Source organism: Streptomyces sp. NPDC107538 (assembly GCF_055657445.1).
The window spans coordinates 1-15,751 of sequence record NZ_JBVKAY010000023.1 but is presented as its reverse complement, the minus strand read 5'-3'; the positions used below and the strand labels follow the sequence as shown (position 1 = coordinate 15,751).

The 15,751-nt window shown below is 69.7% G+C and carries 15 protein-coding genes; 7 read left to right on the top strand and 8 right to left on the bottom strand.

Annotated elements, in window-relative coordinates; genetic code table 11:
* Positions 1-173: 173 nt before the first annotated feature.
* A complete protein-coding gene (locus tag ACZ7MG_RS41430) occupies positions 174-365 on the top strand; it encodes a hypothetical protein (protein WP_471396506.1) in 192 nt (63 codons plus the stop codon).
* Positions 366-471: 106 nt separating this feature from the next.
* Here ACZ7MG_RS41430 and ACZ7MG_RS41425 read toward each other — a convergent pair whose 3' ends face one another.
* On the bottom strand, positions 472-735 hold the full coding sequence (locus ACZ7MG_RS41425; protein WP_471396504.1) for a hypothetical protein: 264 nt from the start codon (positions 733-735) through the stop codon (positions 472-474).
* A 65-nt stretch (positions 736-800) separates the two neighbouring features.
* Here ACZ7MG_RS41425 and ACZ7MG_RS41420 point away from each other — a divergent pair, with 65 nt between their 5' ends.
* A complete protein-coding gene (locus ACZ7MG_RS41420; protein WP_471396503.1) occupies positions 801-1,268 on the top strand; it encodes a hypothetical protein in 468 nt (155 codons plus the stop codon).
* Complete coding sequence (locus ACZ7MG_RS41415) at positions 1,223-1,513, top strand: hypothetical protein (protein ID WP_471396501.1); 291 nt, start codon at positions 1,223-1,225, stop codon at positions 1,511-1,513. The genes ACZ7MG_RS41420 and ACZ7MG_RS41415 overlap by 46 nt, the downstream gene beginning before the upstream one ends.
* 171 nt (positions 1,514-1,684) lie before the next feature.
* Here the strand turns inward: ACZ7MG_RS41415 and ACZ7MG_RS41410 are convergent, their stop codons facing one another.
* From ACZ7MG_RS41410 to ACZ7MG_RS41400, 3 genes are all read right to left on the bottom strand, one after another.
* Complete coding sequence (locus ACZ7MG_RS41410) at positions 1,685-1,963, bottom strand: hypothetical protein (RefSeq protein ID WP_471396498.1); 279 nt, start codon at positions 1,961-1,963, stop codon at positions 1,685-1,687.
* 106 nt (positions 1,964-2,069) lie between these two features.
* The gene (locus ACZ7MG_RS41405) at positions 2,070-2,903 is read right to left on the bottom strand and encodes a hypothetical protein (RefSeq protein ID WP_471396495.1); all 834 of its coding nucleotides are present in this window, start codon (positions 2,901-2,903) and stop codon (positions 2,070-2,072) included.
* Positions 2,900-3,532 (bottom strand): RNA polymerase sigma factor, encoded by a 633-nt coding sequence (locus ACZ7MG_RS41400; RefSeq protein WP_471396494.1) that lies wholly within the window; start codon positions 3,530-3,532, stop codon positions 2,900-2,902. The genes ACZ7MG_RS41405 and ACZ7MG_RS41400 overlap by 4 nt, the downstream gene beginning before the upstream one ends.
* A 1,149-nt stretch (positions 3,533-4,681) precedes the next feature.
* Between ACZ7MG_RS41400 and ACZ7MG_RS41395 the strand changes: the two genes are divergently transcribed.
* From ACZ7MG_RS41395 to ACZ7MG_RS41385, 3 genes are all read left to right on the top strand, one after another.
* Positions 4,682-5,215: an RNA polymerase sigma factor gene (locus tag ACZ7MG_RS41395; RefSeq protein WP_471396491.1), complete on the top strand. Its 534-nt coding sequence runs from the start codon at positions 4,682-4,684 to the stop codon at positions 5,213-5,215.
* Positions 5,216-5,387: 172 nt separating this feature from the next.
* Positions 5,388-7,301 carry an ATP-binding SpoIIE family protein phosphatase gene (locus tag ACZ7MG_RS41390; protein WP_471396488.1) on the top strand — a complete coding sequence of 638 codons (1,914 nt, stop codon included), beginning with the start codon at positions 5,388-5,390 and terminating at the stop codon, positions 7,299-7,301.
* A 47-nt stretch (positions 7,302-7,348) separates the two neighbouring features.
* A complete protein-coding gene (locus ACZ7MG_RS41385) occupies positions 7,349-7,948 on the top strand; it encodes a hypothetical protein (RefSeq protein WP_471396485.1) in 600 nt (199 codons plus the stop codon).
* On the opposite strand, the gene ACZ7MG_RS41380 is transcribed toward ACZ7MG_RS41385, so the two are convergent.
* Together ACZ7MG_RS41380 and ACZ7MG_RS41375 are read right to left on the bottom strand one after the other, a co-directional pair.
* On the bottom strand, positions 7,934-8,560 hold the full coding sequence (locus ACZ7MG_RS41380) for a hypothetical protein (protein WP_471396482.1): 627 nt from the start codon (positions 8,558-8,560) through the stop codon (positions 7,934-7,936). The genes ACZ7MG_RS41385 and ACZ7MG_RS41380 overlap by 15 nt on opposite strands.
* A gap of 990 nt (positions 8,561-9,550) precedes the next feature.
* Positions 9,551-11,914, bottom strand: a complete 2,364-nt coding sequence (locus ACZ7MG_RS41375) for an AAA family ATPase (protein WP_471396480.1) — start codon at positions 11,912-11,914, stop codon at positions 9,551-9,553.
* 354 nt (positions 11,915-12,268) lie between these two features.
* On the opposite strand from ACZ7MG_RS41375, the gene ACZ7MG_RS41370 reads away from it, so the two are divergent.
* Positions 12,269-12,391 (top strand): hypothetical protein, encoded by a 123-nt coding sequence (locus ACZ7MG_RS41370; protein WP_471396477.1) that lies wholly within the window; start codon positions 12,269-12,271, stop codon positions 12,389-12,391.
* A gap of 471 nt (positions 12,392-12,862) precedes the next feature.
* On the opposite strand, the gene ACZ7MG_RS41365 is transcribed toward ACZ7MG_RS41370, so the two are convergent.
* Positions 12,863-13,894: a DUF3800 domain-containing protein gene (locus ACZ7MG_RS41365; protein WP_471396475.1), complete on the bottom strand. Its 1,032-nt coding sequence runs from the start codon at positions 13,892-13,894 to the stop codon at positions 12,863-12,865.
* Positions 13,895-14,009: 115 nt separating this feature from the next.
* Positions 14,010-14,879, bottom strand: a complete 870-nt coding sequence (locus ACZ7MG_RS41360) for a hypothetical protein (protein ID WP_471396473.1) — start codon at positions 14,877-14,879, stop codon at positions 14,010-14,012.
* Positions 14,880-15,751 lie beyond the last annotated feature (872 nt).

The following is a 15,751-nucleotide window of genomic DNA, read 5'->3' as shown; positions in this document are numbered from 1 at the left end:
GCGGCGAGTACAGGACCGGCACCTCGCGGTGCCGGTCCGCCCACCGAGCGCATGGTGCGGCCCACAGCACCTCCAGCTCCGACGACATCACCCTGAGGAGTCGTATCTCAACCGATCATGGAACATGCAGGTCGAACAGGGTCCTCGCCGGGTGTTCTTCTGGCGGTCAGCGAATGAAGTCACAGGCTACGACCAGGGTGTTGGACGCCGAGGACCTGGCCGAGGTGACCGCCGCCGGCGGGCTGGCGGCGGCCGTCGCTGCTCTGCCCGCTGCCGAGGACGTCGACGGCTACGCGATGGTCCTGCACGCCGCCGACCCGGCCGCCTGGACGGCCGGCGTGCCCGCTGTCCTGGCGGCCCTGTAGCTGCCGGAGCCCGGCGCGTTCTACCTCGCCGCGGCCGCCGTTCTCGCCGACCGCCCCGACCGTCCCCGCTTGAGAGGCCGTATGGCTGCCGTCGTGACCGTGCGGCTCAGACGCGGGAGCGCAGGTAGCAGGGCAGGTACTTGTCGCGGCAGGACCACTTCGCGCCGGACTTGTCGGTGACGGCGTATTTGTGCGTCTCGGTGCAGGGCTTGGCTACCCGGAAGTCCGGGCGCTGGGCTGCCTGTTGGAGTACGCCGTCCATCAGGCCCGGACCACCGGCGAGATGCCCGAGGAGGTCCTGGACACGGCCGCCGGCGTCCTCGTCCCGCACGCCGGCCAGGAAGCGGTGGCCACCGCGATCGGGGTGCACCTGCCGCCCTGCACCACCACGCGCCCGCGTTCGCCGCCGCCCACCGCACCGCCCTGTACGGTCTCGTGCCCGGCCGGCCCTCGCCGGCCGCCTCATGGCTGCGCTGGGGCGGCCCCGACGGGCAGCTGCTCGCCGCCCTGGACCGGGCCGAGCTCCTCGCCGCGCTGCGCGCCGGCATGCCCGGCGCCGCCGAGCACCTCGCACACACCCTCCTGGACGACCCCGCCCTCCTCGGCGAACCCGCCGCATGGTGGGCCGAGTTGGCGGACGGCACCGGCGAGGGCGTGGCCGCGGTCTCCCGCCTGCTGGAGGCGATCGCCGCCCGCACCCCGCACACCGGCGCCGACGGCCCGCTCCCGCCGGCCGAGCAGGCGCGGGTGCAGGCGGCTGTGGGCCTGTGGCGGGCCGCGCTCGCAGCCCCCGGTCTGCCGGCGGGTGCGCTCGCCGGCGCGGGCGCCTTCGCGGACGCGGCCATAGGGCAGACGGTGTGGCTGGAGCTGATGCGAGCGAGCGCCGAGCACTCCCGGCCCTGACCGACGCCGACCTCGTCGTCGAACGCGCCGCCGCCCACCCCGACCGTGCCGACGCCCTGCTGCTGGCCGCTCTGCTGGTCACCCACGCCCCCGGGACATGGCGGGAGACGGCCGTGCGACACCACGCCCGCGCCCTGCTGGACGCCGCCACCGCCCTGCCCCAGACCGAACTCCCGGCTGCACTGGAAGAGTTGAGGGCGGTGCTTGTCAACGCCGACGACGTTGACGCCGCCGCCCGCCGGTGAACCGCCCCACGCCGCACCCGGCCCGCCGCGGCGCCGGCCGCAGCCGCTCACGAGCCTGAAAGGGGCCGCCACGCTGGGAAGCTCCGCCCACATCGGGAGGACATGACGATGCCCCCGGTCCCGGCGGGGCGGGGGCATCTGGAGGCGGCCGCGGCGTGGGGTGTGTAGGGGTCAGGTGCGTTGACGCGCGTGGAGGGTCTTGCGGGCGATGTCGTAGGCCATGGTGGCGATGACCAGCGCGACCAGGGCGATGATGTGGACAGGCTCGGTGGGCGCGTGGCCGGAGACGATGCCGGTGGCGAGCGCGCTGCTGCCCGTGAAGGCCGTTGCCCCGGACAGAGTGGTGCGCTCGGGGATCGGCACGGACAGGGTGACCCGCCGGTCCGGACGGATGGCGCTCTGGGCGGTCTTGCGCGGCTGCCGCTGGGGACGCTTGCGGTTCTCCGACACGGTGTTCTCCTCGGTGCTGTGATCTCGGGGGCGCGGAACGGACCCGCTGCCTTGCTGCCTCGTATGGAGGTAGGGCAACGGGCCGTTCGCGTTACACCCCTTCTCGTCACGTCCGCTGATCGTCCTTGTTCGGAGCAAGCTGCTGGTCGATGCCGGGCTCGTGAAGATCCTCACCGAGGTAGTGCCACCAGGAGGCGGCGGCGAGCCCCAGCAGCACCCAAGAGCCGGTGCTGAGCCACGCGGGCACGCTGAAGGCCACATATCCCGTCAGGACCACCGAGCCGTACAGCATGCAGAACCAGCGGGCCAGGTCCGCCTTGTACCGCACGACCATGCGCCGCACGCGCTCGCTCGCTGTGTACGGCGCACCGAGCACTTGTTCCATGCGCCGCACGCGCTCGCTGTACCGCGTCGCACCGAGCACCTGCTCCGTCATGGATGCATAAGAGGCTGCGAAGTTCGACGCCGGACTGGGTTCCAAGATCGACGTCAGATCGGCTTCGAGGCGTCCGAGCCGAGCACGTCGCCAGGGAAGCTTCGTGCGGGCCCGGTCGACGCGTACCTGGGCCAAGGCGAAGCGGAGAACGTCCAGTCCGAGGACTGCGCCGTCGGCATGTTCCGCGAACAATTCGTCCCACACCCCGGCAGGACTGGCGCAGGGCGGCATGTCAGCGGACGAGAACCCGGGCAGGCCCAGCTCGGTGCGCAGGACATCGCCTTCACGCATCAGCCGGCCGACGAGTTCGTCATGCTCCTGCTCATCGAACGCGGATTCGCCGACGTAGCCGATGAACTGGCTGAAGTCGTCGTCGAGATCATCGAGCGGAACCCGCTCGCCCTGTGAGGAAGTCCCGAGGCCAGGGATGCCCCTGAACCAGTCCCTGTGCATGCCGTCCTGGTCGTTTCCGTTGACCGGGGTGTCCCCGTCGTGGTGCGTCACTGGTTCTCTCCTCCCTCGTGCTTCATGATCTGCTGGATTCTGCGCCGTGCCCGGTGGGTCGCCACGCGCTCCGCCTCCTCGGTGACGCCCTTGGCTTGAGCACGTTCCCTCGTGCACTGGCCGGCGTCGACGCCGCGCAGACTGTCGCGGTAGTTGCCGTTCAACTTCGGATGGTTGAGAAAATGTTCGAGTTCCTGCTCGCTCTGAGCGTCCTCGGCAGCCTGGTGCGGGATGTCCGCGCGTGAGGTGGTGACGATCTCGCCGCCGACGACGACCAGGTCGGGATCCGTCCGTGCCAGGCGCTCCATCAGCTTCCTGCGGAGTTCCTCGCCGCGGATGTGCCCGACCACCAGGTTCCTCACGATGCCGTTGAGGTATCCGGCCTGTCTGCCCGGCTCCCAGTGCATCAGCTGGGGCCAGCGCACCCAGACGATCTCAAGGGCGGCCTGTGCCACCTCCTCGGCCTCTGCTCCGGTCAAGCCGAGGACGCCGCTCAGCCGGACCGCGCGACGCAGATGGCCGCGTACGAAATCGGAGTAGGCGCGGACCGCTTCCGGTGGAGGAGAAGACGTCTCCTCACCTCCGCGAGCGGTGTCGTCACCCTCTGGACGCCCGGTGTGCGTGCTCACGCGCACCTGCTCTCTGCAGGGGCCATCAGCCGTCCTTGCTCTGCCGGTTGCGGGGCGTACAACACCCCCTTACACAAGGAGGTAGCGCGAACCCGCCAGCCCGTTACACCTCTCACCCGAAAAAGTTGTGAGGCCCTGGGCTGCCGACAACCTCTCCCGCTCCGGGGCCAGCGGCCCCGGGCCCGCACCCGACCGACCAGGGACCCGACCCCCACCCCCACGCGGCCCCCGCCAGGGGGGCACGCCCCACCGCCGGCCAACGGCCGGCCCCGTCCCTTCAAGGGACGGTCTGCTGCGCGCTGCCGTACGAAGGCCCTCGCCCCCGGGGCTGACCAGTTATTATGACTGAGTTTGAGGGATGATGAGGGGTATGTGAGCCTCTCGATGACGTACAGAACGCCGCAACGCGCCGACGCGTGTCGCCGCTGCGCCCGGGCGGGGCCAGGTCTGCCCTGCGGAGCCGCGATGACCGGGCGCCCCATGGTGTACGACTGTGCGACTTCCTGCGTGCCCGGACCGCCGAGGAGCAGCGGGAGGTCGAGGGCGCCGGGTCCGGCCCCGACGGAACCCACGCGCACCCGTGGGAACTCACCGAAGCGGGAGCCACCGAGCTCGGCGTACGGGCCGGCGACGACGTCCTTCTCCCCGTCCGCACCGGCCGCGGCCTCTGGGCCGACCTCGTCGTCGTCGAGCACCTCGTACGCACCCAGCCGGCCCGCGCACGCCGACCTTGCCGCATGGCCCAACCTCGTCGACCTGCCGGATCGCGGGGCCAACCAGGGCTGGCCCGCCGCAGACGAACTCCTCCCCGTCGTCGTACAGTTCGCCGACTGCTACCGCCTTCGGCGTAAGCGTTTTTTGGCGCTGCGGCCTCTGTAGGACATCGAGCAGGTTCGGTGGCCGAGGAGGATGATCGGTGGTCACATGGTCGGCCCTGGGCGCCGCACTGGCGGCGGCGGGTGGCGCCGGGATGGTTGCGGTGTTACGGGCTTTGGCGTTTCAGCTGCGTGAGCGCAGCCGGCGCAAGACAATGACGGCTGTACTGCGCAGATTGCCGGGGCGAGGTGGCAGCGTTCAGGTGACGGATGAGAACGGGATCACCTGGGTGGTGCGATCCCGTGGCCGAGACGGGAACGGGGCCGGGGCCGGGTGAGCGAGGACGTCTTCGACTCCCTGTACCGGCAGTGGCACCCGGCTTTGATGCGCAAGGCGTATGTGGTCGCAGCGGGCCAATTCGGCGCGGCGGATGACGCGGTGCAGGAGGCTTTCATACAGTGCTGGCTCCGGATGGGCGATCACACGAAGCCGCCTGTCAAGAACTGGGGCGGATGGCTGGCGGTCACGGTGGTCCGTGCAGCCCTGCGGCACCGCAGCCCCGATGTTCCCTTGGATCTCGGGCGTCACGACGGCCCAGCCGGCACGCCCGACCTGGCTGCTGAGGTCCACCTCAGGGACGTCTACCGCAAGGTGTGCGAGGAGATGGCACGCTTGAAGGAACGGCCCCGCCAGGCCATGGCCTTGCGCTGTATCGCGGGGTTGAGCCCCGCCGAGGTCGCTGAAGAGATGGGCATAACGCAGTCGACGGTGCGGGTTCATATTGCTGAAGCCCGCCGGGCGCTGGAGCTGTTCCGGCCGGAACTACTGGGCATCTTGGACGATGAGGAGGGAGGACACCATGGCTGAGTCGTCTGCTGGACTTCCTGAACGTTCTGACTCCGAACTGCTGGATGCCAGGGGCGCCCCGCTCAGGACCAGGCGGTCTACACCTCCCCCGTCCGCACAGCCTGCCGATCCTATGGTTTCTGCGAGGCCCCCGTCGTCCGCGGTGCCGCTCACCGAGGATGAGAAGGCGCTGATGTCGGTAACGCAGGCAACCGAAGCCGCCGTTGCCGAAGCACTGGAGCCGGTCCTGGATGTCGAGGCTTCTCTCGCCGCACTCAAGCGGCGACTTCCTGCACGTCCTCGGGTGCGGCCCGTAACTGAGGGTGGCTTTGCTCAGCAGGGTGTCGAAGAGGCCATCCGTCGCGGCCACACACTGCCCGGGCGGTCCACGCCGATGTGGCGGGATGGGGACCGGCTGCGCTTCGTAGGCGCCGCGACCCGGCGGATCGCCCGCGGCATCGACCTCGACGAGATCGTGCTGGGGCTGTGCCGGGCCGCCGTGCCGGCGTTCTCCGACGCGATCCTGGTCTATCTGCGCGACCCGTTGCCGGTCGGCGACCAGAGGCCCACGGGACCGCTGCGGCTGCGCCGCACCGACCGGATACCGGAGGAGCAGGACACCGAGGGCGGCTTCGCTTTTTCCGCGCTGCGGCCGGAGCCGACGGAGCTGACCGAACTGGCGGCCGTCACCGCCGAGCTGTGCGAGGTGCGCACGGGCGGTGCGCTCGCCGAGGTGCTGCGTGGCGTGCGTCCGGTCTTCACGGACTCCCCCGCGTCCCAAGCCGCGCTGCCGGAACTTCTCGGCGAGGGGAGCGAGTTGGCCGTCCCGGGCGGGCAACGTGCCATCCTGGCCCCGCTGCGCGGCCGCCGCCGCGTCATCGGCGCCGCAGTCTTCCTGCGCGGCACCGACAGCATTCCCTTCGAGCCCGACGACCTCCTGGTCGCCGCCCAGCTCGCCACGCACAGCGCGCTCGGCATCGACAAGGCGGTGCTGTACGGCCGCGAGGCGTACATCGCCGACGAGCTCCAGCGCACCATGCTGCCGGAGACCCTCCCGCGGCCCACGGGTGTCCGGCTGGCCTCGCGCTATCTGCCGGCCGCCGAGACGGCGCGAGTCGGCGGCGACTGGTACGACGCGATCCCTCTGCCGGGCAGCCGTGTGGCGCTGGTCGTCGGTGACGTCATGGGCCACTCCATGGCCTCCGCCGCGATCATGGGGCAGCTGCGGACGACGGCCCAGACCCTCGCGGGCATGGACCTTCCACCGCAGGAGGTGCTCCACCATCTCGACGAGCAGGCCCAGCGGCTCGGCACCGATCGCATGGCGACGTGTCTGTACGCCGTCTACGACCCGGTATCGCACCGGATCACCATGGCCAGCGCCGGTCATCCGCCGCCCGTCCTGCTTCACCTGGGTGGCCGGGCCGAGGTCCTCCGGGTGCCCCCAGGCGCCCCGATCGGCGTCGGCGGCGTGGACTTCGAGGCCGTGGAACTGGACGCGCCCGCCGGAGCGACACTGCTCCTGTACACCGACGGGCTCGTCGAGTCCCGCCTGCGCGACGTGACGACCGGCATAGAACAGCTCCGTGAGAAGCTCGCCGCGACCGCGCGGCTGACCGGGCCGGACCATCCGCCGCCGCTGGAGGCGCTCTGCGACGAGGTGCTCGACATGCTCGGTCCGGGCGACCGGGACGACGACATCGCGCTGCTCGCCGCCCGCTTCGACGGGATCGCGCCGAGCGACGTGGCGTACTGGTTCCTGGAGCCGGACGACACAGCACCCGCCCGTTCCCGGCGGCTCGCGCGGCAGGCGCTGGCCCGTTGGGGCCTGGAGGAACTCACCGACCTGGCCGAACTGCTGGTCAGCGAGGTCGTGACGAACGCCGTGCGGTATGCGACGCGGCCGGTCACCCTGCGGTTGCTGCGCACCGACGTCCTGCGCTGCGAGGTCGGCGACGACGTACCGCAGTTGCCACGGGTGCGGCAGGCTCGCGCCACCGATGAGGACGGGCGCGGACTGTATCTGGTGAACCGGCTGGCCCGGCGGTGGGGGGCGACGCGGTTGAGTACCGGGAAGGTGGTCTGGTTCGAGTTGAATCGGGACTAAGGCATGGGACAGCCGGTGACAGGTGACGCTGACTGGACGGGGGCGGGATGGACCGTCGCGGTGTGCTGATCACGGGGGCGGTGCCGGGGGCCGCGGTGGCCGTACGGCCCGCGCCGGCGCGGGCCGCCGGGAGCCCGGGGACGGCGGTGCCGGACTCCGAACTCGCCGTGGCCCGCAGACTGTTCGCGGCCAGCGCCTACGGCCGGCTCGACGAGATGCTGGTGCCGCTGCTGGCCGGCGCCGAGCACGAGGTGCGCACGGGGCCGGCGGGCGCCGCCCGGGCGGCCGGGGTGTGGGTGCTCGCCTCGCAGCTGGCCGTCAAGCAGTCCCGCACCGGGCCGGCCGGAGGATACGCGGGCCTGGCCGGCGCGGCGGCCCGCCGCTCGGGGAACGCGGTGGTGCTCGCCGCGGCGGCCCGCGCGGGCGCGACCCCGCTGCGCCGCACCGGACGCACCGCCGAGGCCCTCGCCCTGCTTCAGGAGGCGCGCGCCCACCTGACGGCCGGCCCACGGCCCACCGGCGCCGAGCTGGACGCGGCGGGCATGACGGCGCTCACCGCCGCCCAGGCCCACCAGCCCTCAGCCGCACGGGAGTTCGCCGCCGAAGCCGAGGAGACGCTCTCCGTCTCGCTTCTATGCCGGGCATGAGGGTGGCGAGTGCGTCGACGAGGTCGTCGCCGCCGAGTTCGCCGACGCCCATGGCGGCGGCCGCGGCCAGCCGTACCGCTCCGCGCCGTCGGCGGCGGTCCTCGTCCTGGTGGTCGAGCTCGGCGTGAGGGTCCTCCAGGACGCACCGCATCGCGTCGGGGTGTGCGGGTGTCCGGCGTGCCCGCGGCCGAGTACCTGTCCGGCCTGGGTGTAGAAGCCGTCCTGTTCCGGCTCGCCCCCGCGGGCCGCCGTACGGGCGGCCTCAACCAGGCGCTGCGCCGTGGAGCGCCGCATCGCCCACACCAGGGCCTCCCGTACGGCCGGCCACGGCGGCTCCGGTACCTCCAACTCGCCGGGCAGCGCCGGGCCTCCGGCCTCGGCGTACCAGGCGATCACCGTCCAGCGCACGTCCCGCCCCGGCCTCGCGTGCCGGCCGAGCGCCGCGGCGACGGCGACGGCGACGGTCTCCTCGGCGAGGACGGACACCGAGCCGCGCCCGCGCCCCAGCCACGCCCGCGTGTGCCCGGGCAGCAGCCCGAGCCCCCGCCACCGCTCCAGCTGCGCCGCCGCCACCACGATGTCGAGCGCCGCCAGGCGCCCGATCAGCTCCACATCCGCCGGACTCGGCTCTCCTCTTGCTACCCGCCCCCTTTAGAACCCCGCGAGATACCCGGGAACAGTCGTCCCCGCACCCGCTGAACTGGGAAAACCACCAGGCCCCGACAGGAGCCCGGGAAACCGCCCGTATGCCCGTACGCCTCCGGAAGGAGCCGCTCGCCCATGCCCGCGCGCCCTCGCCGTCCCTGCCCCGCCCCATCCTGCCGTGCCCGCAACCTGCCCGCCCGTACGGCCCCCGCGGCTGCCGCAGTGCTCCTCCCCACCGCCGGGGGCCGCACCGCACTCGCGTACGCCGGCGCCGGCCTCCTGCTCCTGGCCCTTACCGCCGTCCTCGCACTCGGCGCCACCTACGCCTCCACCTCCACCCACCGCACCGCCGCGCGCCGCACCTTCCACCTCTGCTGCGCCTCGCCACCTGGTATCCCGACCGCCCATAAAACGAAACGCCGTCCGACCTCACTTTCGCCGCTCGCATGGCTGCCGTACGCGCGCCGCTTCACGGCCGAGAAATGGACGCCCACACGTCGAAGGGCTCTGCCCGCCGGTACTGCAGCACTGCAGACGTTTTCGAAGGCCGCTATCACCGACGGGGCCCAGTACACGTCAGCAGTCGCCTGGCGAACGGCCGCCCCGGCAAGAAGTGGACCGACCCCACAACCAGCGCGCTGCGCCCCGACATCGTCCACCGAGCCGTATGGCTCGCCGCCCTCTCCAAGCCAGCCAGGCCGCGGCGTCAGCTGGATCGGCTGGACTGTCTGGGCGATCGACGGCACCGAACAGACCGCCGCCCTGCTGCGCCAAACCCTGATCCGGCCCGTCCAATTGCCCTGCGTCAGGCGGGCATCGGGCCGGTCTTGCCGCACATCCATCTGTGTTTGTCTTCTCCCCGCCGGGTACTTCTTGCGCGGCAGGATGGGGCTTGCTGGGAGGGCGGGTACGGACCTTCCTCCGCCTGTCCCGTCGCCTGCTCGCCTGTGGAGCGGTTCACTCCTCTTGGGCTTCGTTGACGTCTCGGTAGACCAGCGTTTCCAGTTCGTCGCGGAACGCATCGAAGTCGCTGATCGCGTCGTTGGGGTCGTCGTCCAGTTCGAAGCGGCGCCGCACGCGGCGGATCTCGCTCTTGAGGTCTTCTGCGTCCACGGAGTCGTCCAGGACCGCGTCGACGTCTTCAAGAAGCAGCGTCGCATCAGCCCGCGTCGCACCGGCTGGGTGATCGAGAAGGAAGGATCGCTTCAGCCGCTTGATCTTGGCACGGGTCTTCTCGCTGGTGATCTCCCGAGTGGCCCGCCGCTGTCTGGTGTTCAGCTCACGGAAGAGTGCACGGAAGTTGGCGTCCATGGTCCGCAGGGCCTCATCGAGACCGGTGCCCTGCCGGACCGAGTCGATGATGCTTCGGGCCAGCCCGACCTTGTCGAGATGCAGACCAGGAACCTTGGCTTGGGCGGCCTTGGCAAGGGCCTCCTGCGTGCCGTTGCAGCCGGAGAAGTCCACGTCGCCGGCGTCCAGCGTCTGCACGAGCTGGGACTCATCGGGCTCAAGGAAGTCGGTCGCATAGCGCTTGACCGCGGCGACGCCGATCTCCAGGGGAACAAGGTCTTCGATGGCGAGCACACCGTCAGGCGCTGCGCTACCGACCTTGTCAGAGGGAAGGTCGCCCAGTTGCAGGATCAGAGCGGGATCGATCAGTCTTTTTCCCTGGGGCCCGCGCTGCAGACCCTTGCGGGCTTTGTCACCCGCCTCGTCGCTGTCGAGGAGGACGATGACCGCGGGCCGGTCCGCATCGCGTCCCCGGGCGAGATACACCATGTACGGGATGTGGGATGCCGAGCCCGCGGGAACGAGTGTCAGCGCGTTCAGGTCGATGTTGTCCAGAGCCGGCGCCTTCTGCTGCCGCAGCCGCGCGGACATACCGGCGAGCAGGATCTGGTCGGACATGCCCTCGAGCATCAGATTGCAGTTGCTGATGAAGGTGGTCTCGCCGACGAAACCGCCGAACGCCGAGCGGAGCGGCTCGTAGTGGTTGCGGGCTGCGTTGCGCACGACACGGGTGCCCTCGTCCCCTTCGCCCTTCTCCAGTACCCGGATGCGCTCACCGTGGTTCTTGTCGATGAGGAATGGCGAGTGCGTCACGTACACGACCTGGCAGGCAGGACGCTCCGGGGCCTGAGGGTGGGCGAAGTCCTCGAAGATGCGCAGCAGATCTTGCTGGCCCGTGCTGGACAGGTAGGCGTCCGGCTCATCCATCAGCAGGATTTCCGGCACCCCGGAAGCCGGTGGCTCGTGAGAAAGGTACTGCACGAAGTAGCTGAGGAAGTACTTGAGCCCACCGCTGCGCTCGTCGGCTGAGTACTCCGTTCCGGTCCGGTCCCGGATCGTGAACACGAGATCCTGGTCCCGCAGGGTCAGCAGCAGTTCGAACTGGTGGTCCTGCGACCACCACCTGGGGAAATTCAGGGAACCGGCGAGCTCCTGGTTCATCTGGGCGACGATGCCGTTGGCGTAGCCGTCCTTGCTGGCATCCACGGCATTGAGCAATTCCTGGAACGCACTCCTGTCGATTCCTGCCACCTTCAGCAGTAGATCTTCAACGAGGAGAAGTTGATCTCTATGATTTCCGGTGCCCGTGCTGGCGGACGTGAACGCGGATACGACGTTGGGTGCTGCCGCGGTGATCTGTTCGGCGGTGCTGAACCATGAAGAAGCGTTCTCCATCAGCGTGTTCATGAACACCTGGCGTTCTTTGCGCGGGCTGGTGCGCAGTGAGGCGGTCCCGCTGCCCGCCAGGTATTTAAGTGGGACACTCTCCGGGAGCGCGACCGTAGCGTCGATCTCGAACCAGCTCGGCAGGAGGCTGGCGAGAGCGTTCCTGTCCTTGAGGGCGTGCGTGGCCCACTCCTCGCCCTGGCGCAGATAGACCAGGGGGTCCTTGCCTCCGATGCGGAACAAGTGGAAGCTTTCGAACCCGTCGTCACTGACGCGTCCCTTGCACGCCTTGACCAGCGCCTGCCGCTCGCTGGCCGACAGGTTCTTGAACTCAAGCCCGAAGTCCGGGTAAGCCATTGACCTGTTCACGGCGAAGAATTGCGAGTACCGGCAGAAGTCGCCGCGCTCGATACCGTCCCCGCTGAGCGCATGCTTGATAGCCGACAGCAACTGGCTCTTGCCGGACTCATTGGCGCCCACGACCGTCGTCACGCTCTCCTCGAGCGGCACCTTCACAAACGGATACTGCAGATCGCTGGACTCCAGCAGATCCCACGGATCTGGGACAAAGGACTTATGTGCCTTGCGGAGGTAGTCGAAGTTGAACGAGCGGAAGAAGCGGATGTAAACGGCCGCAACGAACATCCATGGCCTCATTCCGGGCAGCGGTTGCCTAACAAGCAGCAATGCTACTGAACTTGATCAGGTGATGTCGCGTGATTGCCTGACAGGTAAGGGATAGGTCCGGCAGATGTGTGCGGGTGAATGACTCCACGCCCAGCGAGCCCACCTCCTTCGCCGAGGCAGCGAAGAACCTGCTCACGAAGCACAAGGCGAAGATCGTTGTCGTCGGCGCCGTGGGCCTGGCCGTTGGCCGCCTCCGCCCTGTGCGCGCAGATCACTGCCGCAGGAGAGGCGCTGGAGAAGCTCGACGCTCATCCTGGATGTGATGGCCGAGCGCGGTGCCATCGCCATGCCCGGCATGGACCGAGCCGGTCCGTGGGATATACGGTCTCCACCGCCGTGCTGCCCGCCGCCGAGGAGGTCCTGCGCGGTCTGTCCGCGGCACAGCACACGGCGCCGCTGCCCACCAGCGCACACGTCGGGGATCTGCGCTGGTAGGTCGGCCCCTGGGGGCAGGGCCCCGAGGTGTGGGCGGTGATTTACCGGGCCGTCGGGAAAGCGTCGGTCACCTGCCAGACCTGCCCGTCCCCAGGCCGCAAGCACGTCATATGGGGCGGCATGCCGTGGGTGAAGACTTGCTGCGACGCCTGCTGATACGTGCCGCCACACGCGCGCTCCGACCGGGTGTACCTGTGGCTCGTCGAGCAGTACGAGGAACGCGGCTGACAGGGACGGCCGTATAGAGGTGGGCCAGGCGGGCGGCTCCGCCTGGCCCGGGATGCGACAGCTGTGGTGAGCGTGGAGGGTAGCCACATGGAGATCGGTGCGGCGCGAACTGCGCTCGAACCAGAGGGTGCGGTGCCCTGTTTCGGGGGGATAGACCTGCGTGTTCGGGGTCAACTCGCTGGGCCGCCAGGCCGTGGCCCGCTGGCGGGTGTAGGCCGTCGCGCTGGCCCGAGCGTGGTGCGGTCACTGCCCTCCGGGCCTGGACGCGCGCAGATCGGCGGTCCCGGCTGGCCATACAGCGCCGACCACCCAGGGCTTTACCACGTCCGCCAGTTCTTCCGAGAACCGGTCACCGCCACCGACTGCCAAGTGGGCGGCCCATTGCCGTACCGCACCTGCTGTCCAGTCCGCAATCTGGAGCTGGGGATGGGAGGTGCTGTCCGCGAAGTCGATCTGCACGGCCGGGAGCGGGTCGTTGAAGCGGCCGGGGCGGGCGAGGTCCGGGAGGAGATGCACCATGCGCAGAAGCGTCGCGTTCCGGTCGATCACCTTTGAGGTGTCATGGACGAGACGGAACCGCCCGACACCTTCACCGAAGCTGGTGCAGAGGCAGTACAGCGCTGGCACCGCCGGGTCGAGGATGTCGCGCTGTTCGCCGGTCGCGAGGTCGGCGGCGGTCGCGTCGGCCACTCCCCGGCAGCATTCCAGCAACTCGATCCATCCGGCAAAGTCCGCGTGCTCCTCCGGGATCGACGCCTTGTAGGCGGCTATGGCGGTGAAAAAGTCGTCGGTCGCCACCCGCTGACGCACCCAGTCGACGAAGGCCTGGAGCATCTGGTGAAAGGCCGCAGCGTCGCCGAGGACCGGGCCGGCCATGTGCAGCAACTCGGCCAAGGCCAGACCGCTCTGGTCCTCATACAGGTTGAGACCGTCCGCATCGGCCAGCGGCTCCACCAGAACGTCGACCAGCTTTGTGACCACCATGAACCGCTTGTCCATCAGATAACTGCGAACGCTTCCCTCGGGCATGCTCTCAAAGACCCGCTTCAAAGCCCTCCGGCCCCCCGACGACCGGGCGAGAGAACTGTACTTGGGCTCACCCTGGGTGGGAGGAAGCTGGGACCGGACCTCATCTACGATCGACGCGGCCAGCTCATCGGGCAGATGCACCCCAGCCAGCGTGAACACCGGCTGATGGGGATCGAGAAGGTTCTGCCCGGAGTTCGAGGACTCGTCGGCGTAGACGACAGGGAGCAGGTCGGAGGGAGTACTCATCCTCGGAGCATGCCGGGCAGACGGGCGGACGGCCACCAGAATTGCCTTCCCGAGCCCGTTCCGCCGTTGTCGGTGCCTCCCCGGACATGGACCAGAACTACGCCTGGCGCCAGGCTCAGCCCATGCGTGTGCGGCGGTGAACCAGGTGCATGCCGAGGACGAGCAGCAGTAGCTGGCCAGCCTGGTCGAACCGCTCCTGGAGGGTGGGCTCACGGAAGAGGTGGGCCAGTTGCCCGGCCTCGGCGGCGAGGTCACCGTGCTCGGCGAGGTAGCCGGCCGTAGAGGTACGTTGGACGGCCCGGCCCCGCTCCAGTAGCGCGCCGTCCACCTTCCCGTCCAGGGTGCAGCCCAGCGCGGCGCACAGAGCCTCGATACGGGCTACGACCGCCTCGACGGTTATCGGGGTCTGCGCGGGCCCGAGCGCGCGTACGAGCCCGCTGGCGGCGAACACCGATTCGGGCTCCATCACGTCCCGCACGGCGTCCACCAGTTCGGCCCGCCCGCGCACTGTCAGCGCCTTGCCGTTGCCCAGCTCGGTGATCACCCGCACGAACCGGGTACGAGCCGTCTCGGTCGCCAGCTGATGCCCGACCTGCCGCAGCAGACCCACGGCGCCCTCGCGCGCCACCTCCTGGCTGCGCCGGCCACGCCCCACCCACGTCACCCAGGCCCGCTGCGCCTGCCGCGTGGGCACGTAGCCGTCCCACCACAGCCACATGGCCAGCGGCACCTGCGCGAGCGCGCTCAGGTGTGCCACCTGCTGCCGCTTGTCCAGGAGGAACAGCAGCAGCCGGCGCTGGTTGGCGCTGTGCTCGGCCTTGTCCGAGCCACGCCGTCGGGTACGACGACGCGGCTGGTCCAGCAGCCCCTTCGCAATCCAGTCGTGAACCCGCCGCACGTTCATCTCCGGATAGCCGGCGGCATGGGCATCCGCCACCAGATCGTCGATGGTGCCAGGCCCGCTGATGCTCTCCCAGGTGTACACGGGGTGGAAATTACATCGTTCTCTCGTCAACCGGACCCCTGTTGAGGATGCAGCACCCACCTTCCGGCTGCCACGATCAATCCCAGCAGCACAACTACCCGGCGGCCCCGCGAACCGCCCGCTGCACCACCCCCACACCCCGCACAGTGCGCCGCCGCGCCCTGCCCAAACGAAGGACACCCACCATGCTGAAGAAGAACCGCGCTTCCTCCACTACCACGCACCCGGATGATGTGGCGCCCGCCCCCGCCTCATGGCGGCGCCTCGTCTCTGGAGCGCTCCTCACCGGAGCCCTCCGCCATATCGGAGCCCTCCTGGCGGGCCTCGCAGTGACCTGGTGGCAGCACGACTGAACCTGCCCGGGCAGGAAGGGAAACTCAACACCTGGGTAACCGAGCCCAACTGACATCGCCTCACCCGCCCGGACACACCACAACAGCCCGGCCACCGAAATCTCCAACACAAGGGAGGCACCCACCCCGAATCCGGATTCGCCAAAACTTCCGGAGCGAAGGAAACAGCTGTCCACCCCCAGGCCACCTGCCTTGTAGCCAGCCGCCCGCGAATGCGGGCTGGGCCGGGAGCGCAGCGGACGGCCCCCAAGGCTCCTTCCAAGGAGCGAAGCGACGAAGGAGCCGCCGGCTCGGAGCGTAAGCGGAGAGCCGGAAGGGCACCAGCCCAACCTCCGGATTCAGCGAAAGTTCTGACAGAAGGAAACACGGCTCGGAGCGCAGCGCAGAGCCAACTCCTCACACCGCGAGGAGTTCCACTCTCGTCACCCGCGCGCAGCGCGGGGCTTCACTCCCAACTGCCGCGCGCAGCGCGGCAGTTCGCTGGGAGCCTGCGAAGCAGGCTCTTACCCGCTCCGCGGG

Coding starts and splice junctions, on each gene's coding strand:
- ACZ7MG_RS41430 (WP_471396506.1), top strand. CDS start 174: ATGAAGTCACAGGCTACGACCAGGGTGTTGGACGCCGAGGACCTGGCC.
- ACZ7MG_RS41390 (WP_471396488.1), top strand. CDS start 5,388: ATGTCGGTAACGCAGGCAACCGAAGCCGCCGTTGCCGAAGCACTGGAG.
- ACZ7MG_RS41385 (WP_471396485.1), top strand. CDS start 7,349: ATGGACCGTCGCGGTGTGCTGATCACGGGGGCGGTGCCGGGGGCCGCG.
- ACZ7MG_RS41375 (WP_471396480.1), bottom strand. CDS start 11,914: ATGTTCGTTGCGGCCGTTTACATCCGCTTCTTCCGCTCGTTCAACTTC.
- ACZ7MG_RS41365 (WP_471396475.1), bottom strand. CDS start 13,894: ATGAGTACTCCCTCCGACCTGCTCCCTGTCGTCTACGCCGACGAGTCC.